Raw genomic sequence first — 18,967 nt, 5'->3', positions numbered from 1 at the left:
GGCCGGCTCCCTGATCTCGGCGACGGCAGCTTCGGTGTCGTCTTCGCCGCCAGCCCCGGCCGCCGTCCCGTCTGCCGCCGGCCTTCGGTCCGCGGCCGCGGTGGCGGGCCGAAGGCGTCCTCACGCGGTGCCGAACAGCTCCGGGCGCTTCGCCGCGAGCGCGATCAGGCCGCCGGCCTCCAGCATGTCGATCAGGAACGGGTCCGCCGGTGAGCCGGTGGCCCGTGCGCCCGTTCTGGTGTTGACCACCTCGCCGGCCGTGAGGTCGACGGAGAGCGCGTCGCCCCGGCTCACCAGGTCCTTGATACCGGGCACCTCGATGGCGGGCAGCCCCACCTCGAAGCAGTTGCGGTAGAAGGTGCGGGCGAAGGACTCGGCGACCACACAGCCGATGCCGGTGCCCTTGAGCGCCTTCGTCGCGATGGCGCGGCCGGACGACTGGCCGAAGTGCCGTCCGGTCACCACGATGTCGCCCGCGGCGACCTGGAGGGGGAACGTCGGGTCGAGGTCCTCCAGCACATGCTGTGCCATGACCTCCACGGGCTCGAACACGTACTGCGGTTTCACGAGCCGGTCCGTCGGGATGTTGTCACCGAACGTCCAGCACTTGCCCTCGAACCTCACCGGGTGCTCCTCTCGGCGATCTCGCCCGCCACGGCCGACGCCGCCACGGTCTGCGCGGACGCCAGGTACATCTCGGCCTGGGTGCTGCCGTTGCGCCCGGGGAAGTTGCGGGCGTGGGTGGAGATCATGGCCTCGCCCGCCGTCATCGCGCCCATGTTGATGGCCTGGTTGGAGCCGGTGCTCGGCGGGAACCACGTGGCGCCGGCCTGGTGCAGCGCGAGCACCAGACCCTCCTGCACGGCCTGCGCGAACACCTCACGGCTCGACGGCACGATGTTGAAACGGGTGTGCGGGTGGACGGTGCGGCCGTGCAGCACCTGAGCGGCCACCCTGATGTCCTCGATCCGGCAGCCGCCGTGGCCGCCGAGCTCCGCGTACTGCACAGGGCGGCCGGCCACGTCCGAGACGGCCTTGGCGTTGCCGACCGTCGGCGGGCAGGCGACCTGGGGCACCACGTCGCTCACGTCGTACCGCAGCACGGTCGCGGCCTCGCCGCTGTCACCGCGCGGCAGGTCGTACGGCAGGCCACCCGGCAGGGTGCGCACGAAAGCCTCGGTGACCTCGTCGGGCTCCACGTAGCTGCTCTTGGCGCCCAGGTCCACGCAGAGCAGCGGGAACAGCCAGCGGTCCCAGAAGCCCAGCTGCTTGACGTAGGGCCCGGTGAACTCCAGCGCCTTGTAGTTCATCGTGCCCTCGCCGATCTCCGCGGTCAGCCACAGGGCGATGTCCCGGGGTGTCGTGCCGGGCCGCACCACCCCCGACAGCTCGATCCGGACGGTCTCTGGCACCCGGAACCACGCCTTGCCGTACGGCAGCACCGTGCCGGCGTGCGAGTCGTTGCCGAGTGCCACGGCGAGGGCGCCGAGCGCGCCGTGCACGGGCGTGTGGCTGTCGGAGCCGACGACGATCATGCCGGGCTTGACGAAGCCGCCGCGCACCGCGGCGTGGTGGAGGTTGCCGTTGCCGCAGTCCAGGAGGTTGATACCGGTGCGGCGGGCCCAGGCGCGGTTGTGGTGGAGCACATCGGCCTGCTGCTCGGTGGGTGGCGAGTAGTGGTGGTCGAAGACCATCAGGGTGCGCTCGGGGTGCGGGATCGGCAGACCGACCTGCTTGTCGTAGACGCCGGAGGTGAGGTAGCCGCTGAGGTCGTGCATCAGCAGCATGTCCACCTCGGCGATGACGATCTCGCCTGGCTCCACGGACGGTTTGCCGCTCGCCCGGGCGAGGATCTTCTCGACCAGGTTCACTTCATCACCTCCGCGGGGTTGGTGATGACGCCGGTGATCGCGGAGACGGCGGCGGTCGCCGGGCTGCCGAGGTAGATGCTCGACTGGTAGCTGCCCATGCGGCCCTGGAAGTTGCGGTTGGCCGTGGACAGGGTGGCCTCGCCATCGGCCATCGCGCCGCCGTTGCCCGCGCAGGCGCCGCAGCCCGCGTTGGTGATCATCGCCCCGGCCTCGATGAGGGTGGCCAGCACGCCGCTCTCGGACGCCTTCGCCATGACCGCGCTGGACGCGGGGGTCACCACCAGGCGCACCCCGTGGGCGATCTTGTGGCCCTTGAGGACGCCGGCCGCGATCTCCAGGTCGTCGTACTTGGCGTTGGCGCAGGAGCCGATGAAGACCTGGTCGAGGCGGGTGCCGCTGACCTCGTCGACGTCCACGACGTTGTCCACGGTGTGCGGGACGGCGATCTTCGGGGTGAGGGAGCTGGCGTCGAGTGTGACCGTCTCGCGGTAGTCGGCTCCCTCGTCGGGCAGCAGCTCCTCGTAGCCGTCGGCGCCGACGCCCGCCTCGTCGGCGAGGTAGGCGCGGGTCGTGGCGTCGGGCGCCACGTAGGCGTTCTTGGCGCCCATCTCCATGGCGAGGTTGCAGAAGGTCATCCGCTCGGACACCGAGCGGGAGCGGACGTAGGAGCCGCCGAACTCGGCCGAGCAGTAGGTGAGCCCGTCGGCGCCGAGGTCGCCGATGAGCTTCAGCATGACGTCCTTGGCGTAGCTGCCCGCCGGGAGCTCGCCCTCGATCTCGACGCGGACCGACTCCGGTACCTTCACCCACAGCTTGCCCGTGACCCAGGCCGCCGTGATCTCACTGAAGCCGACGCCGGTGCCGAACGCGCCGAGCGCGCCGTAGATCGTGGAGTGGGAGTCGGTGCCGATGACGAACTGTCCCGGGCGTATGAGGCCGTTCTCCATCAGCACGATGTGCGCGATGCCCGCGTTGACGTCGTAGAAGTTCTTGATGCCCATACGGTCGGCGAACTCGCGGCACAGCCGGTGGTCGGCGGCCGTCTTGGCGTTCATCGCGGGTGAGATGTGGTCCATCACCATGGCCACGCGGTCGGGGTCGTACAGCGTGTCGACGCCCATGCGCTCCAACGTCCGGATGCAGCGCCAGCTGGCCGTGTGGCTCATGTAGACGTCCGGGTAGGCGTCCACGATCTGTCCGGGGACGAGACCGTTCATGCCGGACGCGCGCTCGATCGCCTTCTGCGCGAACGTCCTGGGTGCGGTGGTGGTCATCGGGCCGCGCCCTCCTGTCCTGTCGTGCTTGGTGCGGAGTCCCGCATGAGATGCGGGATGAGGCCGCCGTCGTCGAGGATGTCCTTGAGGCCCTGCGGGTACGGCGCGAAGTGGAAGGTCCGGCCCGCGACCTCGACCGTGCCGGCGTCGTAGTCCACCCACATGTCGCCCTCGCCGCCGGCAGCCTCAAGCGCCGCGACCGCGTCGGGGCATTCCACGGCGACCAGGCCGGTGTTGATGGCGTTACGGAAGAACACCCGTGAGAACGAGGTGGCGACGACGGCCTGGACGCCCGCGCCGATCAGGCACGTGGCGGCCTGCTCGCGGGCGCTGCCGCAGCCGAAGTTGCGTCCCGCGACGACGATCCTGCTGGCCCGCAGCCGCTGCTGCACCTCGGGGCCGAGCGGCTCGAACGCGTGCTCGGCGAGTTCCGCGGGGTCGATGCTGACGAGGTAGCGGCCCGGGATGATGACGTCGGTGTTGACGCTCTCGCCGAAGGTGATGGTGGGGCCGCCGACGCGATGGCGGCCGGCCGCCGCGTCCGCGGCGGCGTCCTGGGTCGGTGTGCTCATGGTGTGTAGTTCTCCTTTTGTCGTCCGTGGCCGGGCGGCAGGCCCGCCGGGGGGAGGGGGCGGGCCTGCCGGTACGTGGGCACGGATCAGGGGCTGGTCTCCTCCAGGAACCAGTCCGTCGGCACCTCGTTGCCCAGGCCCTCCCGTTCGGCGAGCTCCAGGGCACGTGCGCACACCGCGGCGAACTGCACGCCCATGCCGGTGTTGTTGGCGAACACGGTGATGTCGTCGGGGGAGGTGCGGCCCGGCGCGTCGCCGAGCAGCAGTTCGCCGAGCTCGCGTATGTCGTCCCAGGCGAGCCGGCCGCGCTCGACCGGCCCGAGGATGTCGAACTGCTTGTCGTGGTGCACCTGTTCGCGGGAGAGGACCGTGATCCGGTCGGCCCGGTCGAAGGTCGTGTCGTCCAGCTCACGGCGGGTCGCCGTGCCGTCGGGCGAGGTGATCGCCGTGACGTGGGTGCCCGGGTCGAGCCAGGCGCCGTCGAAGCACGGATCCATCGCGGCCGTGGCGCAGGTGACGATCTGACAGCCCGACACGGCGTCCCTGCGGTCGGAGACCGGAACGATCCTGCGGCCCGTGCGCTCGCTCCACGTCGCCGCGAACCGCTCGCGGTTCTCCGGCGTCGGGCTGTAGACCCGCACCTCCTCGATCCCGGGGCGCACCAGCAGCAGCGTCTCCAGATGCGCCTCGGCCTGCCAGCCCGAACCGAACATCCCGGCCACCGTGGCATCCTCGCGGGACAGCTCGCGGATGCCGAGCGCCGAGGTGGCGCCGACCCGCATCTTCTGCACGAAGCTGTCGTGCAGGATCGCCAGCGGCTCCAGTGTGGTGAGGCTGTAGAGCGTGACCAGGCCGACGTACCGCTTGCCGGGGGCCGCCGGGATCAGCCGGCGGCGCTGCACGCCACTCGGCAGGGTCTCGACGCCCGCCATGTCGGAGGTGATCCGCAGGGCCCACACGCCGCTGGAGACGTTGCCGCCCTCCTGCGACTTGAAGCGGAAGCCGAAGCCGGGCCAGCGGTCGTCCTTGACCGGGAAGTACGTGTGGTTGCGGGGGCGGTTGGCGCCCTGGCCGCGGGACAGCTCCCGGTAGGCGGTGGAGAGCGTGTCGAGGCACTCCTCGGCGGTCAGCACCTTCTGGATGTCGTCGTTGGACAGGATTCTCACTTCGCGGCCTCCTCGTGCGTGCCGGTCAGGTTCTGCGCGCCGTCCTCGGTGACGAGCACGGTGTCGGCGAGCGCCGCGTAGTCGCCCGTGGCGAAGAGCACGTCGACGGTGACGGCGACGACGGCCCCGGCGGGCAGCGGGTCCGAGGCGGCGCGCCTGCGGTACTCGCCGGCCGACGCGAGGTCGGTCTGGTTGACCCAGCGCACCTGTGCGTCGGTGCCCTCCGGCAGCTTCGCGAGCGCGGGGGCCGCGGCCGCGGCGAGCGTCTCGCCCGTGGCGCCGGCCCGGGCGGCGCCCACGGCGGCGTCCAGCGCGGCGCGCAGCGTGCCGCCCCAGGCGCTGTGCTCGGCGCCCGCGAGGCGCGCGGCGTGCAGCCAGCCGGTCCGGTACTGGCCGGTGACCTGGACGCCCACCACGCCGTCCGGCGCCTGAGTGGTGTTGGTCTGGACGTCGAGGAACCCCGCGCCGCGTACGATCCGCTCGACCGCGGCCGTGCGGACGAACGGCGTCAGGCCCGCGGCGCACGCCTCACGCGCCGCCCGTCCGACGACCTCCGCGCCGGTGCGCAGCAGTGCCAGCTCGTGTTCGGACACCACGGCGCGCCGGTCGCCGACCAGGCCCGGCAGCTCCCGCACCTGCCAGCCCGGCAGGGCGGCGCGGACCTCGTCCACGATCGCCGCGGGCCAGCGCGCCGCGTCGGCCAGGCCCACCGTTCCCGCGGGCCACTCGCCGAGCAGCTTCGTGACGAGCGCGCCGAAGCTACGGCCGCTCTCGATGCGCTCGACGGTGGAGATCCGCCGCATCCAGGGGTGGACGCGGGGCGACAGCTTCGTGAGGAAGACCGTCTCGCCGGAGGCGGGCACGACGAGCATGCCCTCGTTCCAGTAGATGCAGAGGTTGGTCAGGTGGGCGATGTCGTCGGAGGCGAAGACGTCGCCGTACACCAGCGCCACGTCGACGCCCTGGGCGGCGAGGTCGGCCTGAACGGCGGCCGTGCGCGCCTGCCACTCGTCGGCCGGCACCTCGGCCGGGTCGAGCACCACGAGTCCGCGCTTCACGCCGACATTCCCTTCTCGCTGTGGAACAGCTTGCGTTCGGTCGAGATCAGCGCTTCGCAGCCGTCCGCCGTCACCCGCACCGGGTCGCCGAGCACGTGGTAGCCGGCCAGCGGGGTGAAGGTGTTGGGGTGGATGATGAAGACCGCGTTCTCGGGCAGGACGGTCTCGTTGCCCTCGATGATCGGAGTCTCGTCCAGATGCAGACCGTGACCGTGGCCGCGGACCCGGGTGTACTGGCTCGTGCAGTACTCGCCGTAGCCGTGCGCGCGGAAGACATCGTTCTGCGCCTTGGCCACGTCGTGCGCGGTGACGCCGGGGCGCACGGCCGACATGCCGGCCTCCACGGCCTCGTTGAACAGGTCGAACGAGCGGTACTGGCCCTCGCTCGGCTTCCCGACGACGGCGGAGCGGCAGATCTGGAGCCAGTAGCCGTCCATCTGCGGGGTCAGCTCGGTGCGGACCATGTCGCCGGCCTGAAGGACCCGCGGCGTCGGCGCCGTCATGCCGCGCACCTCGTCCTTGCCGGAGGCGATCAGCATGAAGTTGTCCTCGGCGCCCAGTTCCTTGATCCGGGCCTCGACCTCGGCGACGATCCGGTACTCGGGCAGGCCCGGCTCCAGCACGTCGACGAACGCGTCCCAGCCGGCGGCGCATACGGCGGCGCTGCGCCGCATCCGCGCCAGCTCCCAGTCGCTCTTGACCATGCGCACCCCGTCCAGCAGGGACGTGGCCGAGACGAACTCGGTGCCGGGCAGCACGGTGCGCAGCGCTTCCGCGAGCATCGCGGGCAGCAGTTCGTAGTGGGCGACGCCGATGCGCCGTGGCCGCAGGTCGCGCAGCCGATCGGTGAGCGGCGCCGGGTCCCAGACATCGAGGATGTCCGCGCTGTCGACCCAGCCCCTGCGGCTCAGTTCCGGCAGGTCGCTGCGGCGGGTGGAGAAGGCGGCGACCTCACCGGACGCGGGGAAGAGCACGAAGGACGAACTGCCGGTGACGCGTGCGTCGGCGAAATAGCGCACGTTCTCCCGGCGCCAGCCGGGGCCGTACGCGAGAACGGCGTCGAGCCCGTTCTCCGCCATGGCCGCACGCACTTTGCCGTGTCGCAGTGTGCGTTCCGCGGCGTCGGCTTCAGGGCCGTCGGATGCGGTGGCCGATGCGGATGTCGCTGCATCGCTGACCGTGGTCATTCTTCACCTGCCTGTTTCTTGGTCGTACTGTGCGGTGAATCCGGTGACGGGATTTAGGGAAGAGGGGGAGGCCGCGGCGCCGACGAGGTTTTCACCGACGCCGTGCGCCCGGTCCGGCTCCAGAAATGCGGCGATCTGCTCGATCGTCTTTCCCTTGGTTTCGAAGATGGCGACGAGGCCGGAAATCCCGGCCAGCAGGGAGATCACCGCGAAGAGAACGAAAAAGATGTAACTGGAGGAGTGCAGAGCGAGGACCCAGCCGATGACGGTGGGAATGACGAGCCCGCCGGCTTTCTGCCATGCGGCCGCCCAGCCGAGCCCGGTGGCCCTGTTGAAGGTCGGATAGAGCTCGCTCGCGTAGACGAAGAGCGTACTGCCCGCTATTCCACTGCCGAAGAACGTCGCGACACAGCCGATCACGATGACGGGCAGCGTGGTGGACACGGCGCCCCACCACAGGCAGAGAAGACCGCTGAGCAACAGCCCACAGACAATGGTCGAACGGCGCCCCACACGTTTGGCCACATATCCGGCGAGCAGCGCGCCCAGCACACCGGCCGCGGTGATGATCCCCGTGTAGGCGAGGCTGCCGATGAGCCCGATTCCCTTCTTCTCCAGAATGGAAGGAAGCCAGGTGGAAAGGCCGTAGAGGAAGGCTCCGGCGCACAGTTCCATGAACCAGAGCGAGACCGTGAATTTCAGATAGCGGCCCGTGAGGAGTTTCCGTACGGAGCCGGCCGTGTGCTGCTCTGGCGGGGTTTGCGCAGGTGCGAACGCGACGTTCGCGGCGGTGTCCGCGGGCCGGGCCGCCGACGGCGCCGGCCGCGCGGTCGACAGGGCGGCGACCACTCGCTGTGCCTCCGCATGACGCTGCTTGCGCAGCAGATAGCGCACTGACTCCGGCAGGACGGCCAGCATCACGACGCTGACGACGACGGGCGCGATCCCGATGTAGAACATCGAGCGCCAGCCGAACGTGGGCACGACGGCCGTGCCGACGAGCGCGGACACCGGCAGCCCCACGAGCCAGGCCGCCGTGGCGGTCGTGACCAGCGGCGCACGGTGCCGCGACGGTACGAACTCCGTGATGTACGGCAGTACGACCGCGATCTCGGCGCCGAGCCCGATGCCCTGGCAGAACCGTGCCGTCATCAGTGACGGATAGCTCCACGACAGGGCCGCGAGCACGGAGAAACCGGCGAAGATCAGCAGGCAGACGGCGAGGGGGAACTTCCGGCCCAGCCGGTCGGAGACGATTCCCGCGATCGCCGCGCCGACCAGCATGCCGAGGAAGAGCGCCGAACTGAGGTAGCCCGCCTGTTTGCTGGTGATGTGGTAGGTGGCGATGACTCCCGGCAGGACGACGCCCGTCGTGTTGATGACGAAACCGTCGAGGAAATGCCCGGCGAGTGCGGTTCCATAGATGACTCCGTGCCGTTTGGTGAAAGCGGAGTCATCCAATGCGGTGAGAAGTTCCGACGAGCCGTGCTCGGTTTTCTGTCGGCTGCCGGTCGGGTATGCGTCGGTCACGAACGATGCCACCTCCTTGTGGCTTACGCCCCCTTGATCAGCGGTCGTCAAGGTCCCCCTGGACGTCGGTGAACAACTGTTGAAGGGCCGGCAGAATCTGGTCTTGGAGCTCCTGCGGCATACGCGTGGTGAGTTCAGAGGTGAACTTCGCCAGCGCCCGGTTTCCTGCGTCGAGGGCAGCGGCACCCTCGACGGTGAGCGCGAGTTGCATCGTGCGACGGCTGCTCTCGGAGGTCTTCCGGGTCAGCAGTCCCTGCTGGACGAGTTTGTCGACGCTCTGCGACATGGTGGAGAGATTCCTACGCGCCAGTTTCGACAGCGAAGTGAGTGACGTATTTCCCGCGTCGACCCTGGAGAGGATGCGGTACTGCCGGATCGTGAGGGGTTGTCCGAGCCCGGCGAGAATCTCCGTCTGTAGTCGGGTGAGGCGCCCGCCGAGTGCCAGAAGAACCTCTCCGAGAGTGGCGATGGGCTCCGGAACAGGCCCAAGGGAATCGTGATCCACCATCAGTTAGGTCTCCGTACTATCCGGTGCCCGAAGTGTTGTTGTGCGAGGAAGCTACATCCGCCCGGGCGGATGGGACAAGGGGTCGTTCCGAAGAAATTCCGCGGACGCGGATCCGAAAGTTCCCGGTGCGGGGAAAGGGACGTCACCGAGTGCTGTACATCTGTGACCTCGGTGCTCGTGGGCGCCGGCCCTCACCGGGCGCGCCCTGCGCGTCCTGGGGGCGCTCACGGCCGACGCCCCGCGGCGCCGATCGGACGGGGGGTGTGGCCGGTCGGCCGACGCGGAGTGTGCCCAGCGTCGTTTCGACCAGGGCACCGGGGTGTGAGGGGAACGATGATGGGTCAGCGATGGACACCGGGAGCGCATGCCGAGGGCGCGGCCGTGGCCGGGGCGACCGCGGAGTTGGAGCCGGACGTCATGGACCTGCTCGTGGAGACGCTGCGCCGGGCGGTCAAGAGCGAGCTGTCGGCCGTAGGCCGTAGGCCGTAGGGGCGGACACCCTGCTGGGGGAGCTCGCGTTGGGGGACACGGACGCCGGTGCGGCGATCACTCCGGAATGCGGAAGGCCGGTGCGCTCAGCGGCATGATCCGTGACCGGGCCGGGCCGGCCGCGGTTGGGTGAGCGACGACGAGGTGGACGGGGTGCCGGTCGCGGCCGGGACGCCGAGGCCGCGCTGAGCAGGATCGAAGAGCTGACCCTTGCCGAACGGGATGTCCTGCGGTTGCTCGGCACGGGCCTGTCCAACGCGGAGATCGCCGGTCAGCTGTATCTGAGTGCCGGGACGGTCAAGGCGCACATCAGCCGGACCCTCACCCGCACCGGCTGCGCCAACCGTGTGCAGGCCGCCGTACTCGCCCACGACGTAGGGCTGCTCAACGACCGTTGAGCAGCCCTCTGTGGGCCTGTCACCGGCCACCGTCACCCGGCTGACCACCCAGTGGCAGGCCGACCACAAGACGTTCAGCGAGCGCGACCTGTCCGCCACGGACTACGTCTACGTCTGGGCCGACCGGATTCACCTGCGGATACGCCTGAAGGCGGCGAAGGCCGCGGTCCTGGTCGTCATGGGCGTGCGCGCGGACGGCACCAAGGAGCTGATCGCGATGGCCGACGGCTACCGCGAGTCCTCGGAGTCCTGGGCGAGCCTGATGCGGGACTGCCAGCGGCGCGGCATGCGCGCTCCCGTCCTCGCCGTCGGCGACGGCGCCCTCGGCTTCTGGCACGCGCTGAACGAGGTCTTCCCCGAAACCCGCCACCAAAGATGCTGGGTTCACAAAACGGCCAACTGCCTCGACAGCCTCCCGAAGTCGGCCCAGCCCGCGGCGAAGAAGGCCATCCAGGACATCTACAACGCCGAGGACAAGGAGCACGCGGCCGCCGCGGTCAAGGCGTTCGCCAAGCAGTACGGGGCAAAATTCCCCAAGGCCGTCAAGAAGATCGTCGATCATGAGGCCGAGCTGCTGGCGTTCTACGACTTCCCCGCCGAGCACTGGATCCATCTGCGGACCACGAACCCGATCGAGTCAACCTTCGCGACCGTGCGGCTGCGGACGAAGGTCACCAAGGGTGCCGGCTCCCGCGCGGCCGCCCTGGCCATGGTCTTCAAGCTCGTCGAGTCCGCCCAGCAGCGGTGGCGGGCCCTGAACGCACCCCACCTCGTCACCCTCGTCCGCGCTGGAGTCCGCTTCGAACGAGGTCACCTCGTCGACCGTCCCCAGGCAGCCTGAGCGACCTCAACTGATCCGGACAATTGCCCCGACTGCTCCTCGTTGTGCTCCGGTGGTGGGCGTCGGGCATGGTGCAGTTGGCCGTTTTGGGCCTCGGGGCGGTGATGTTCGCATGGTTTGCTGATCGTGAGTAGCGGCTCCTGCAAGCAGGTCCCAGGCTGGCCGGCAGTGACCGAATCTCGCCGTGGCGGTTGAATCAAAGGGGTATCCCTGCGACGGGATGTCAGAGGATGAGCGTCAGCGAGATTCGCGCGTAGTCACGGGGGTGGATGTGGAGGCTTCGGAACTTGCGGTCATGGCAGTGGGGGTGGTTGTCGCTGCTGCCACTGGGGCAGCAACTGCTGTCGGAGAGGGAGCTGGGGCGGCGGTCACCGAACTGGTGCGCACCCGTCTCGCAGGCACGGAGCGGGGACGTACGACCCTGGAAGAGCTCGATGCCGGCAGAAGCCCGGCAGCACGATCTGATGCGCAAGACGTGCTGCGAGACGAGATCGAGGCGGATCCGGAGCTGAGACGGCAGCTGGAAATACACCTGTCCGCTCCGTCCACGCATACCGAGAACAGTGTGGTGATCACGGGCAGCCGGTTGTCGCGCAGCCCTATTTCCCTCGGCCCCCTGACCATCAACAACACACCCAGTGCCCGCGCCTTCCTGGTCGCGGCAACGGCCCTGCTGCTGGCCCTCGTCGCACTTGGTGTCTACGGCGGGGTGCATCTCCTCACTCCCAATGACTCCTCCCGCAGCTCCCAGCAGTCAGAAACGAGCGACGCCCAATCGGGCGCACTCAGCGGCAACGAGGGGAGCAGTGGCACTACTTCGCCCAGCGAATCAGGCGGGGCCGACCGCAAGAACACCGCGCTCAACGAGGCGGCAGTGGTTGAAGTGACCCTCCCCGAGTCCGAAAGTCTGCCCTCTGGCTGGGAGGCGACGCAGGACAAAGAGATCAATGCGGGCGTGCCCAGCGACTGCAGTTCGGCATGTACGGGGGCTTTGTACACCGGCACCGTCCCATTTGAGAATACAGACTCAGGAGAGGCAGCCTTCTTCTACATCCAGGCTTACGACACCGCCGACCACGCCGCCCGACGCTTCGCTGACGTCCGAGCGGACAAAGACGAACACTCCGACGGCCTCGAGCCGGTGTCGCTGCAGCCCATGGGCGACAAGAGCGTCGCCTATCGGGCAAAGATCGTCAATGCCGAGAAGGCTGAGGCGGGCGTGCTCGTGGGCACTGTCGTCACCTGGGTCACCTATCGAACGGCGGATAGTTCCCTCGACGCCGCTGCGCTTTCCTCCCTCGCCCAGATGCTGGCCGAGCGGGCCCAGCAGGCCCAGGACGGGACGATCCCTCCCGTCGCCAGAGCAGAGTTCTGACCGACTGAAGCCGAAGGCCCGATCGTGGGGTAGTGCAGGCCGCCTGGGCCTCGGGGCGTTCGGCCTGTCCCCGTTCGAAGCGGGCTCCGGCGCGGACGGGACGATGAGGCATGGCGACCTGTACTTGTACTACCCCACGATCCACAGGTCTTGACTATTACTCGGACGGCTCCGGTCTCGACACCGTACGCGGGCCCGACATCGCCCTGCGGCTCGGCGGAACAGACGGCTACGCACTGCACGGCAGCAGCTCCATGCCCGAGATCAGCCGCGAGTACTGGACCTGGTGGCCGCTACCCACGGTCCGCACCATCAATGCCCGGACGACTTCGTGTTGTTCACCGGAACGCTGTTCGCTCCTACCGAGGACACCGGCAGGCACCCGGCGCGGGCTTCACCCACGAGTACGGCGACATCGTGCGGATCTCCAGCCCGCGGCTCGGCGCTCTTGGTCAACACCGTCGTTCCCAGCGAGCAGGCCACGCCATGGACGTTCGGCGTACGAGCGCTGATGCGCAACCTCGCCGGCGCAGCGTGCTGTGAGATGGCCACATGCCAGACCGCGCGGTCCCGTGTGCGCAGTGCTGCCGCTGCTGCGACGCGCGCTGCGCACGCCCGGCTCATGCCCGGACCACCGGCTCCTGCCCGAACGTGGCGTGCAAGCGCCGCGTGTGATCCACGTGGCGCTCGGCTCCGGTCAACCTGACCCTGGCCGTCAGGCGCGGATCCGCGCTGGAGGCGGCCAACCGCATCTCCAGCTCGCCCGGTTCGACGACGCGCCGGCCGTCGCGTCCGGTGAAGGAAGCGACGTCCGCCGGGACCGTGACACGGACGCGGCGGGCCTCGCCCGGCTTCAGCGCGACGCGGGTGTAGCCGACGAGGCGCTGGACCGGCTGGACGACGGAGGCGACCGGGTCATGCAGATACAGCTGGACGACCTCGGTTCCGGACCGCCGGCCCGAGTTGCGGACGGAGAAGGTGAGGGTGAACTCGCCGTCCGTCGCAATCTCCTGGACGTCCACGGTCAGGTCCGCCCAGTCGAACCGCGTATAGGACAGGCCGTGGCCGAAGGCGAACGCGGGGGTCGGGTCGATGTTGGACACCTCGCTGGCGTGCGCGAGCCGCGCCCCGAGGTACGTGGTCGGCTGGGAGCCCGGCCCGCGCGGCACGCTGACCGGGAGACGTCCGGAGGGATTGACACGGCCGCTGAGCACCCCGGCGACCGCGTGCGTGCCCTCCTCCCCCGGGAAGAAGGACTGCACGATCGCGGCCGACTCCTCCACGGCGCGGCCGAGGGCGTACGGCCGTCCCGCGAGCAGCACGGTGACCACGGGAGTCTCCAGGTCAAGCAGGGTGGCGAGCAGGTGCTGCTGCGCACCGGGCAGCGCCAGCGCCTCGGCGTCGCATCCCTCGCCGCTGGTGCCCCGCCCGAAGAGCCCGGCGCGGTCGCCGAGCACCACCACGGCGACGTCGGCCTCGCGTGCCACCTGGGCGGCCACACGGATGCCGGAGAGATCTCCGTCGTCGATTCCGGTGCCGCGGGCGAACGTGATCTTGGCGTCGGGGAACTCGGCGGCGAGAGTGTCGCGCAGCGTGGGCAGCTCGATGCCGAGCGGGGTCCCGGGGTGGCGGACGCCGATGTGCTGGGGGAAGGAGTAGCAGCCCAGTACGGCGGTGGGCTCGGCGGCGTTGGGACCGAGCAGGGCGATGCGGCGCGGCCCCGCGAGCGGCAGGGCGCCGTCATTGCTCAGCAGCACGACCGCTTCCTCGGCGACCGTGCGGGCCAGCGCTCGGTTCTCCGGACCGTCCAAGTCGATCCGGCCGCGCAGGGCGGCCGGGTCGTCCAGGTCGGCCCCGCCGAGCGCGGCCGGTACGGGGTTCCAGTCCGGGTCGAGCAGGCCGAGCATCGCCTTCTGCGTGAGTACCCGGCGCAGGGCGCGATCGACCAACGTCTCCGGTATGCGGCCGTCGGCGACAGCCGCGGCCAGGGGCGCGCCGTACGTCTTGACGTTGGGCAGTTCGACGTCGATGCCCGCGTGCAGCGCCGTGCCGGCGGCGCCGGCCCAGTCGGCTGCGATGCCGTGCAGGGTTTTCAGGAAGGCGATGGCGAAGTAGTCGGCAACGACTGTACCGTCGAAGCCCCACGTGTCGCGCAGTAGCCCGGTGAGCAGATCCTCGTCGGCCGCGGAGGGCATGCCGTCGGTGTCGGTGTAGGCGTTCATCACCGACCGGGCGCCGCCTTCACGGATCGCCATCTCGAAGGGAGGCAGCAGAACGTCGGCGCGTTCACGCGGGCCCACGGAGGAAGGCGCGAGGTTACGACCGGCGCGGGAGGCCGAGTAGCCGACGAAGTGCTTGAGGGTGGCGACGATCCCGGCGGACTCAAGGCCCTGCACGTATGCCGTCCCGATGGTGCCGACGAGGTACGGGTCCTCGCCGATGGTCTCCTCGACCCGGCCCCAGCGGGCGTCTCGCACAACATCCAGGACGGGTGCGAGTCCCTGGTGGATGCCGACGGCACGCATGTCGCGGCCGATGGCGGCGGCCATGCGCCGCACCGTGTCCGGGTCGAAGGTGGCGCCCCAGGACAGCGGAACGGGATAGGCCGTCGCCCCCCAGGCGGCGAAGCCGGCCAGACACTCGTCATGCGCGATAGCGGGGATGCCGAACCGGTTCGTGGCGGCGATACGGATCTGGGTGCGGGCCAGGGAGAGCGCACCCAGGGCGGGGTCGACGGGGACTGTGCCGAAGGGCCGGGTCAGCTGGCCCAGTCCGGTGGGCAGGAGTGCTTCGAGATCGACGGCCTCCTCCATGTCGTGCTGATGAGGGGCCACTTCACCGCCCTGGTCGGAGGCGCCCACCCACACTCCGTACAGCTGGGCGGTCTTCTCCTGAAGGGTCATCGCGTCGATCAGGGCGTCGACCCTGGCGGTGACGGAAACGGTGGGGTCGTTCCAGAGGGAAATTTCGGGGGTGTTCTCTACGGCCACGTTGGCGTTCACTTTCCTCCCCCGCCCATCAGACCCTTGACCGGGGCGCGACGGGCGAACAGGTAGACGAGCAGTGCTCGGGACGTGCGAGCAACGGCCGCGGGGAGCCTGGCTTGCCTCGTCTCACCGCGTCCCGTCGGAATTCGATCCTGGAGCTCACAGAACGTCTCGGACCACAGGCCGGCCATCGGCCACAGCGTCGGCGTCGGTTCGGAGTCGGTCAACGGCTGAATCCGGCGGTCAGACCGCTCAGCAGCTGGCGGCGGCCGAACGCGTACAGGACCAGGACGGGCAGTGTGGTGAGGACGACGGCGGCGAGAACGGCAGGGACATTGACCCCGTACTGGCCCTGGAAGGTCCACAGTGCGAGCGGCAGGGTCCGGCGGTCAGGGCTCTGAGTGAGGACCAGCGGCAGCAGGAATCCGTTCCAGATGGTCAGTGCGTTGAAGATGGTCACGGTGAGGATGGCCGGTCGGGTGAGCGGTGCCGCCAGCCGCCACAGTGCCGTCCATTCGGTGGCGCCGTCGACCCGCATCGAGTCGAACAGTTCTTTGGGCACATCGCGGATGAAGTTGGCGAGCACCAGCACCGACAGCGGGATGGCGAAGGCGATCGACGGGAGGATCAGGGCCAGCAGACTGTCGTACAGACGCAGTCTGATGATGATCAGGTAGACCGGGATCACCGTCGCCTGCAGCGGGATGGCCAGACCCGTGAGGAACAGCCCGTTCATCGCCCGCAGGACCCGCATGCGCCAACCACGCACGATCGCGTAGGCGGCCATGAAGGAGAACACAACCGCCGGCACCACGGCGCCGGCAGTGACCACGACGCTGTTCACGAAGTAGCGAAGGAAGTCGGACTCGATGACCAGCCGGTAGTTGTCCAGTGTGGGGTCGCCCGAAGGCACCAGCGGGTTGCTCGCGTAATATCGGCTCCGGGCCTTGAGGCTGGTGATGAGGGTCCAGTACAGGGGTACGGCGACGACGACGAGCCAGAGCCATCCGGCCAGGCCGCCGGGCCAGTTGCGCCGACGGGCCGCCTGACGGGAGTGGCGTTGCCGCTCGCGGTGGGTGGCCTTCCGCGGTCGTCGCGGCTCGGTCAGCGTGGCGGACATGTCAGGCCCCCTCGAGTTGGCTCGCACCGGCGTCCCGGCCCCCGAGCCGGCGCAGCAGCAGGGCGAGGGCCAGACCCACCAGGACCAGGATGACCGCGATGGCGCTGGCCGGTCCCATCAGGCTGGCCTGGAACCCCCGCTTGTACATGTCCAGTGCGAGGACCCGGGTGGCGTCTCCGGGGCCGCCCTCGGTCAGGACGAAGATGAGGTCGAAGAAGGTCAGCGACCCGACCACCATCAGCGTGGACGAGGTGATGATGGTGTATTTCAGCTGAGGCAGCGTGATGCTGAAGAACTGCCGGATCCGCCCGGCTCCGTCCAACTGCGCGGCCTCGTAAAGGGAGTTCGGAATCTGCTGGACACCACCCTGGTAGATCAGTGAGTGGAACGGGATGAACTGCCAGGAGACGACGAAGATGACGACCCCGAACGCGAGTCCGGGTCGTCCCAGCCAGTCCTGGCTGAGCACCTGGATCTTCAGCCCGGCACCGAGCCCGAAGTTGGGGTCCAGCAGGGCCTTGTACGCGATGGCGATCGCCGCGGAGCTGAGCATCGTCGGGATGAAGTACACCACGCCCAGCACCGCACGGTAGCGCTGGCGGCCGGCCAGGAACGTGCCGAGCAGAATGCTCAGCGGGGTCTGAACGGCCCAGGACACGGCCATCACCAGGAACGTCACCCAGAGGGCGTGCGGCAGCCCGGGGTTGGTGAGCACCGCACGCCAACTGGTCAGCCCCGAGGGGTGGATGGCACCGATCCCGTCCCAGGTGGTGAAACTCAGCGCGAGGACACCGACAAGCGGAATCACGGCGAAGCCGACGAAGATCACTAGCGCCGGCGTTGCCAGCCACGGCAGGATGCTGCGCGGTTGGCGACGCGGCGGGTGGCCGGTGAGTGAGCTCATTTGCCGGTGACCGCGTTGAGGTCGCGGGCGAACCGCTCCGGTGAGATGGACAGTTGGAACAACTTGACGATGTTGTCCAGCAGGGTCTCGGCGGCCGTCGGACTGAGCGCTTGGTCCCAGGACTGGCCGAACGCCTTGGCCTTGCTGGCGATGTCGTAGGTGAACTGCAGGAAATCGGCGCTCTTGGAGTCGGCCAGCAGGTTCTCCGTGCCCAGCCGGATCGGAACGGACCCGTTGTCGATCCACTTCTTCGCCTCGTCGTCCTGGAGGACGCCTGTGGCGAGGAAGTCCTTGGCGATCTTCTTCTGCTCGGCGCTGGCCTTCGAGGAGATGGACAGGTACTGGGCGGGGTTGCCGACGGTGTTGCTCAGATCGCCCTTGCCACCTTCAACGGGCGGGAAGGTCATGTAGCCCAGCGCGCCGCTGGAGACGAAGTCCCCACCGTCGGCCTGCTGGATGCCGTACGACCAGGCGCCGTGCAGCATCATCGCGGCCTTGCCGGTGTACAGCAGCGCCTGGTCGGCGTTGGAGTCCGCGGTGATCGAGGAGAAGCCCTTGATGAACCCGTGGGCTTTGACCAGCTCCTGCACCTTGTTCAGCGCGGTGATGGCGTGCGGGTTGGACCAGGCGTTCTTCTCGCCCTCGATGATGGCCTGGAACACCTCCGGGCCGCCGATGCGGTCGAACAGGAACTCCAGCCACATCATGTTCGTCCACCGGGACTGGCCACCGAGGGAGAACGGCGCTATTCCCTTGGCGTTGAACTTGGGCACCAGCGCCATGATGTCATCCCAGGACTTCGGTGGTTTCACGCCGACCTGGTCGAAGACCTTTCTGTTGTAGTAGAGGATGATCGGCTGCACGGTCTCGCACGGCATCGCGTAGATCTTGCCGTCGACGGTTGCCGCGGCGAACGAGGACGGGAACAGCCGCTTCTTGACCTCGGAGTGCTCGTCGAACCACGAGGTGAGGTCCTCGACCTGGCCCGCTTTCACGTAGGTGCGCAGCGTCCCGCCTCCCCAGCCCCAGATGAGGGTGGGCGCCTGCCCGGCACCGATGGCGGTCTTGATCTTCGTCTTGTACGCGTCGTTCTGGAAGGTGGTGTCTTTGATCTGCTCCTTGGGGTGGGCCTTGTTGAACGCGTCCACCGCGCCGGCTCTGACGCCTTCCTGCGGCTGGCCGTTCAGGTACCAGTACGTGGCCCCACCGCCGCTCTTGCTGGGGCCGGACGAGCCGCAGGCCGCCAGCGCAGCGGAGACCGGCACGCCGGCGGCCAGGCCGAGGAGGGTACGTCGGGAGAGAGGGATCGCCATGTCTTTGTCTCCGCACTCGAGAGCCACCGGCTTCTTGCGAGCCATAGTGAAAACTTTTCGAAATAGCCTTCTTCGAGCTCCGTTTCGTGCAAATTAGGTTTCGGACTGATGCCCTGTCAAGGCACCTGCAGGCACGTTGTCGGGCAGCAGCCAGCTGCGTAGTACCGGGGCGGGAGCGGCCCTTGAGAAACCTCGACAGTGACCGAAACATTTTCGATAGAGGCTGGTTGAGGGCCGGGGGGGGTGATACGAGGGCTACGGCTGACACCCTGTCGGTGCAGGCCATGCCGCCCCGGTCGGCCGGTTTCGGCCCACCGGCAAACCGCGGGTGCAGATCCCCCGCCGTCCGGGGGGTCGGCCCGGACAGTCCGGCA

The 18,967-nt window shown here is 69.0% G+C and carries 16 protein-coding genes and 2 pseudogenes; 5 read left to right on the top strand and 13 right to left on the bottom strand.

Annotated elements, in window-relative coordinates; translation table 11 throughout:
* Nucleotides 1-120: 120 nt before the first annotated feature.
* The 9 genes from BLV72_RS01555 to BLV72_RS01515 all read right to left on the bottom strand — a co-directional run bounded on the left by BLV72_RS01555 (nucleotide 121) and on the right by BLV72_RS01515 (nucleotide 9,166).
* On the bottom strand, nucleotides 121-624 hold the full coding sequence (locus BLV72_RS01555) for a LeuD/DmdB family oxidoreductase small subunit (RefSeq protein WP_093459731.1): 504 nt from the start codon (nucleotides 622-624) through the stop codon (nucleotides 121-123).
* Entirely contained in the window at nucleotides 621-1,871 is a 1,251-nt protein-coding gene (locus tag BLV72_RS01550) for a 3-isopropylmalate dehydratase large subunit (protein WP_093459730.1), read from the bottom strand. The genes BLV72_RS01555 and BLV72_RS01550 overlap by 4 nt, the downstream gene beginning before the upstream one ends.
* Nucleotides 1,868-3,145, bottom strand: coding sequence for a 3-isopropylmalate dehydratase large subunit (locus BLV72_RS01545; RefSeq protein WP_093459728.1), 1,278 nt, complete (start codon nucleotides 3,143-3,145; stop codon nucleotides 1,868-1,870). The genes BLV72_RS01550 and BLV72_RS01545 overlap by 4 nt, the downstream gene beginning before the upstream one ends.
* Entirely contained in the window at nucleotides 3,142-3,717 is a 576-nt protein-coding gene (locus BLV72_RS01540; RefSeq protein ID WP_093459727.1) for a LeuD/DmdB family oxidoreductase small subunit, read from the bottom strand. The genes BLV72_RS01545 and BLV72_RS01540 overlap by 4 nt, the downstream gene beginning before the upstream one ends.
* A gap of 86 nt (nucleotides 3,718-3,803) precedes the next feature.
* Nucleotides 3,804-4,883 carry an ornithine cyclodeaminase family protein gene (locus BLV72_RS01535; protein WP_093459725.1) on the bottom strand — a complete coding sequence of 360 codons (1,080 nt, stop codon included), beginning with the start codon at nucleotides 4,881-4,883 and terminating at the stop codon, nucleotides 3,804-3,806.
* Nucleotides 4,880-5,941, bottom strand: coding sequence for a hypothetical protein (locus BLV72_RS01530; protein ID WP_093459723.1), 1,062 nt, complete (start codon nucleotides 5,939-5,941; stop codon nucleotides 4,880-4,882). Before BLV72_RS01530 ends, BLV72_RS01535 begins: the two co-directional genes overlap by 4 nt.
* On the bottom strand, nucleotides 5,938-7,128 hold the full coding sequence (locus BLV72_RS01525) for a M24 family metallopeptidase (RefSeq protein ID WP_093459722.1): 1,191 nt from the start codon (nucleotides 7,126-7,128) through the stop codon (nucleotides 5,938-5,940). The genes BLV72_RS01530 and BLV72_RS01525 overlap by 4 nt, the downstream gene beginning before the upstream one ends.
* Before the next feature lie 3 nt (nucleotides 7,129-7,131).
* Nucleotides 7,132-8,658 (bottom strand): MFS transporter, encoded by a 1,527-nt coding sequence (locus BLV72_RS01520; protein WP_167746242.1) that lies wholly within the window; start codon nucleotides 8,656-8,658, stop codon nucleotides 7,132-7,134.
* 37 nt (nucleotides 8,659-8,695) lie between these two features.
* The gene (locus BLV72_RS01515; RefSeq protein WP_093459719.1) at nucleotides 8,696-9,166 is read right to left on the bottom strand and encodes a MarR family winged helix-turn-helix transcriptional regulator; all 471 of its coding nucleotides are present in this window, start codon (nucleotides 9,164-9,166) and stop codon (nucleotides 8,696-8,698) included.
* A 336-nt stretch (nucleotides 9,167-9,502) separates the two neighbouring features.
* Between BLV72_RS01515 and BLV72_RS47680 the strand changes: the two genes are divergently transcribed.
* From BLV72_RS47680 to BLV72_RS49310, 5 genes and pseudogenes are all read left to right on the top strand, one after another.
* On the top strand, nucleotides 9,503-9,655 hold the full coding sequence (locus tag BLV72_RS47680) for a hypothetical protein (protein ID WP_167746241.1): 153 nt from the start codon (nucleotides 9,503-9,505) through the stop codon (nucleotides 9,653-9,655).
* 101 nt (nucleotides 9,656-9,756) lie between these two features.
* Nucleotides 9,757-10,053 (top strand): LuxR C-terminal-related transcriptional regulator, encoded by a 297-nt coding sequence (locus BLV72_RS01510; protein WP_093459717.1) that lies wholly within the window; start codon nucleotides 9,757-9,759, stop codon nucleotides 10,051-10,053.
* 13 nt (nucleotides 10,054-10,066) lie between these two features.
* A pseudogene (locus tag BLV72_RS01505) lies at nucleotides 10,067-10,894 on the top strand (IS256 family transposase); the annotation flags it as partial.
* Between the two features lie 265 nt (nucleotides 10,895-11,159).
* Entirely contained in the window at nucleotides 11,160-12,269 is a 1,110-nt protein-coding gene (locus tag BLV72_RS01495; RefSeq protein WP_208905456.1) for a hypothetical protein, read from the top strand.
* A gap of 164 nt (nucleotides 12,270-12,433) precedes the next feature.
* Nucleotides 12,434-12,795: pseudogene (locus BLV72_RS49310) on the top strand (fumarylacetoacetate hydrolase); the annotation flags it as partial.
* Between the two features lie 94 nt (nucleotides 12,796-12,889).
* On the opposite strand, the gene BLV72_RS01485 reads toward BLV72_RS49310, so the two are convergent.
* From BLV72_RS01485 to BLV72_RS01470, 4 genes are all read right to left on the bottom strand, one after another.
* Complete coding sequence (locus tag BLV72_RS01485) at nucleotides 12,890-15,271, bottom strand: beta-xylosidase/alpha-l-arabinosidase (protein WP_093459713.1); 2,382 nt, start codon at nucleotides 15,269-15,271, stop codon at nucleotides 12,890-12,892.
* Nucleotides 15,272-15,479: 208 nt separating this feature from the next.
* Nucleotides 15,480-16,376, bottom strand: a complete 897-nt coding sequence (locus BLV72_RS01480) for a carbohydrate ABC transporter permease (protein WP_093459711.1) — start codon at nucleotides 16,374-16,376, stop codon at nucleotides 15,480-15,482.
* A 1-nt stretch (nucleotide 16,377) separates the two neighbouring features.
* Nucleotides 16,378-17,280 carry a carbohydrate ABC transporter permease gene (locus BLV72_RS01475; protein WP_093459710.1) on the bottom strand — a complete coding sequence of 301 codons (903 nt, stop codon included), beginning with the start codon at nucleotides 17,278-17,280 and terminating at the stop codon, nucleotides 16,378-16,380.
* On the bottom strand, nucleotides 17,277-18,587 hold the full coding sequence (locus BLV72_RS01470) for an extracellular solute-binding protein (RefSeq protein ID WP_093460023.1): 1,311 nt from the start codon (nucleotides 18,585-18,587) through the stop codon (nucleotides 17,277-17,279). Before BLV72_RS01470 ends, BLV72_RS01475 begins: the two co-directional genes overlap by 4 nt.
* Nucleotides 18,588-18,967 lie beyond the last annotated feature (380 nt).

The organism is Streptomyces melanosporofaciens, from assembly GCF_900105695.1.
GTDB classification, from domain to species: Bacteria; Actinomycetota; Actinomycetes; order Streptomycetales; family Streptomycetaceae; genus Streptomyces; species Streptomyces antimycoticus.
Note: the sequence above shows the minus strand (reverse complement) of the source record. Positions and strands in the feature narration are given on the sequence as shown.

Bases quoted from the DNA above. Each gene is read 5' to 3' on its own strand.
- BLV72_RS01515 (WP_093459719.1), bottom strand. From the start codon at position 9,166: ATGGTGGATCACGATTCCCTTGGGCCTGTTCCGGAGCCCATCGCCACT.
- BLV72_RS01480 (WP_093459711.1), bottom strand. From the start codon at position 16,376: ATGTCCGCCACGCTGACCGAGCCGCGACGACCGCGGAAGGCCACCCAC.
- BLV72_RS47680 (WP_167746241.1), top strand. From the start codon at position 9,503: ATGGGTCAGCGATGGACACCGGGAGCGCATGCCGAGGGCGCGGCCGTG.
- BLV72_RS01525 (WP_093459722.1), bottom strand. From the start codon at position 7,128: ATGACCACGGTCAGCGATGCAGCGACATCCGCATCGGCCACCGCATCC.
- BLV72_RS01545 (WP_093459728.1), bottom strand. From the start codon at position 3,145: ATGACCACCACCGCACCCAGGACGTTCGCGCAGAAGGCGATCGAGCGC.
- BLV72_RS01475 (WP_093459710.1), bottom strand. From the start codon at position 17,280: ATGAGCTCACTCACCGGCCACCCGCCGCGTCGCCAACCGCGCAGCATC.
- BLV72_RS01540 (WP_093459727.1), bottom strand. From the start codon at position 3,717: ATGAGCACACCGACCCAGGACGCCGCCGCGGACGCGGCGGCCGGCCGC.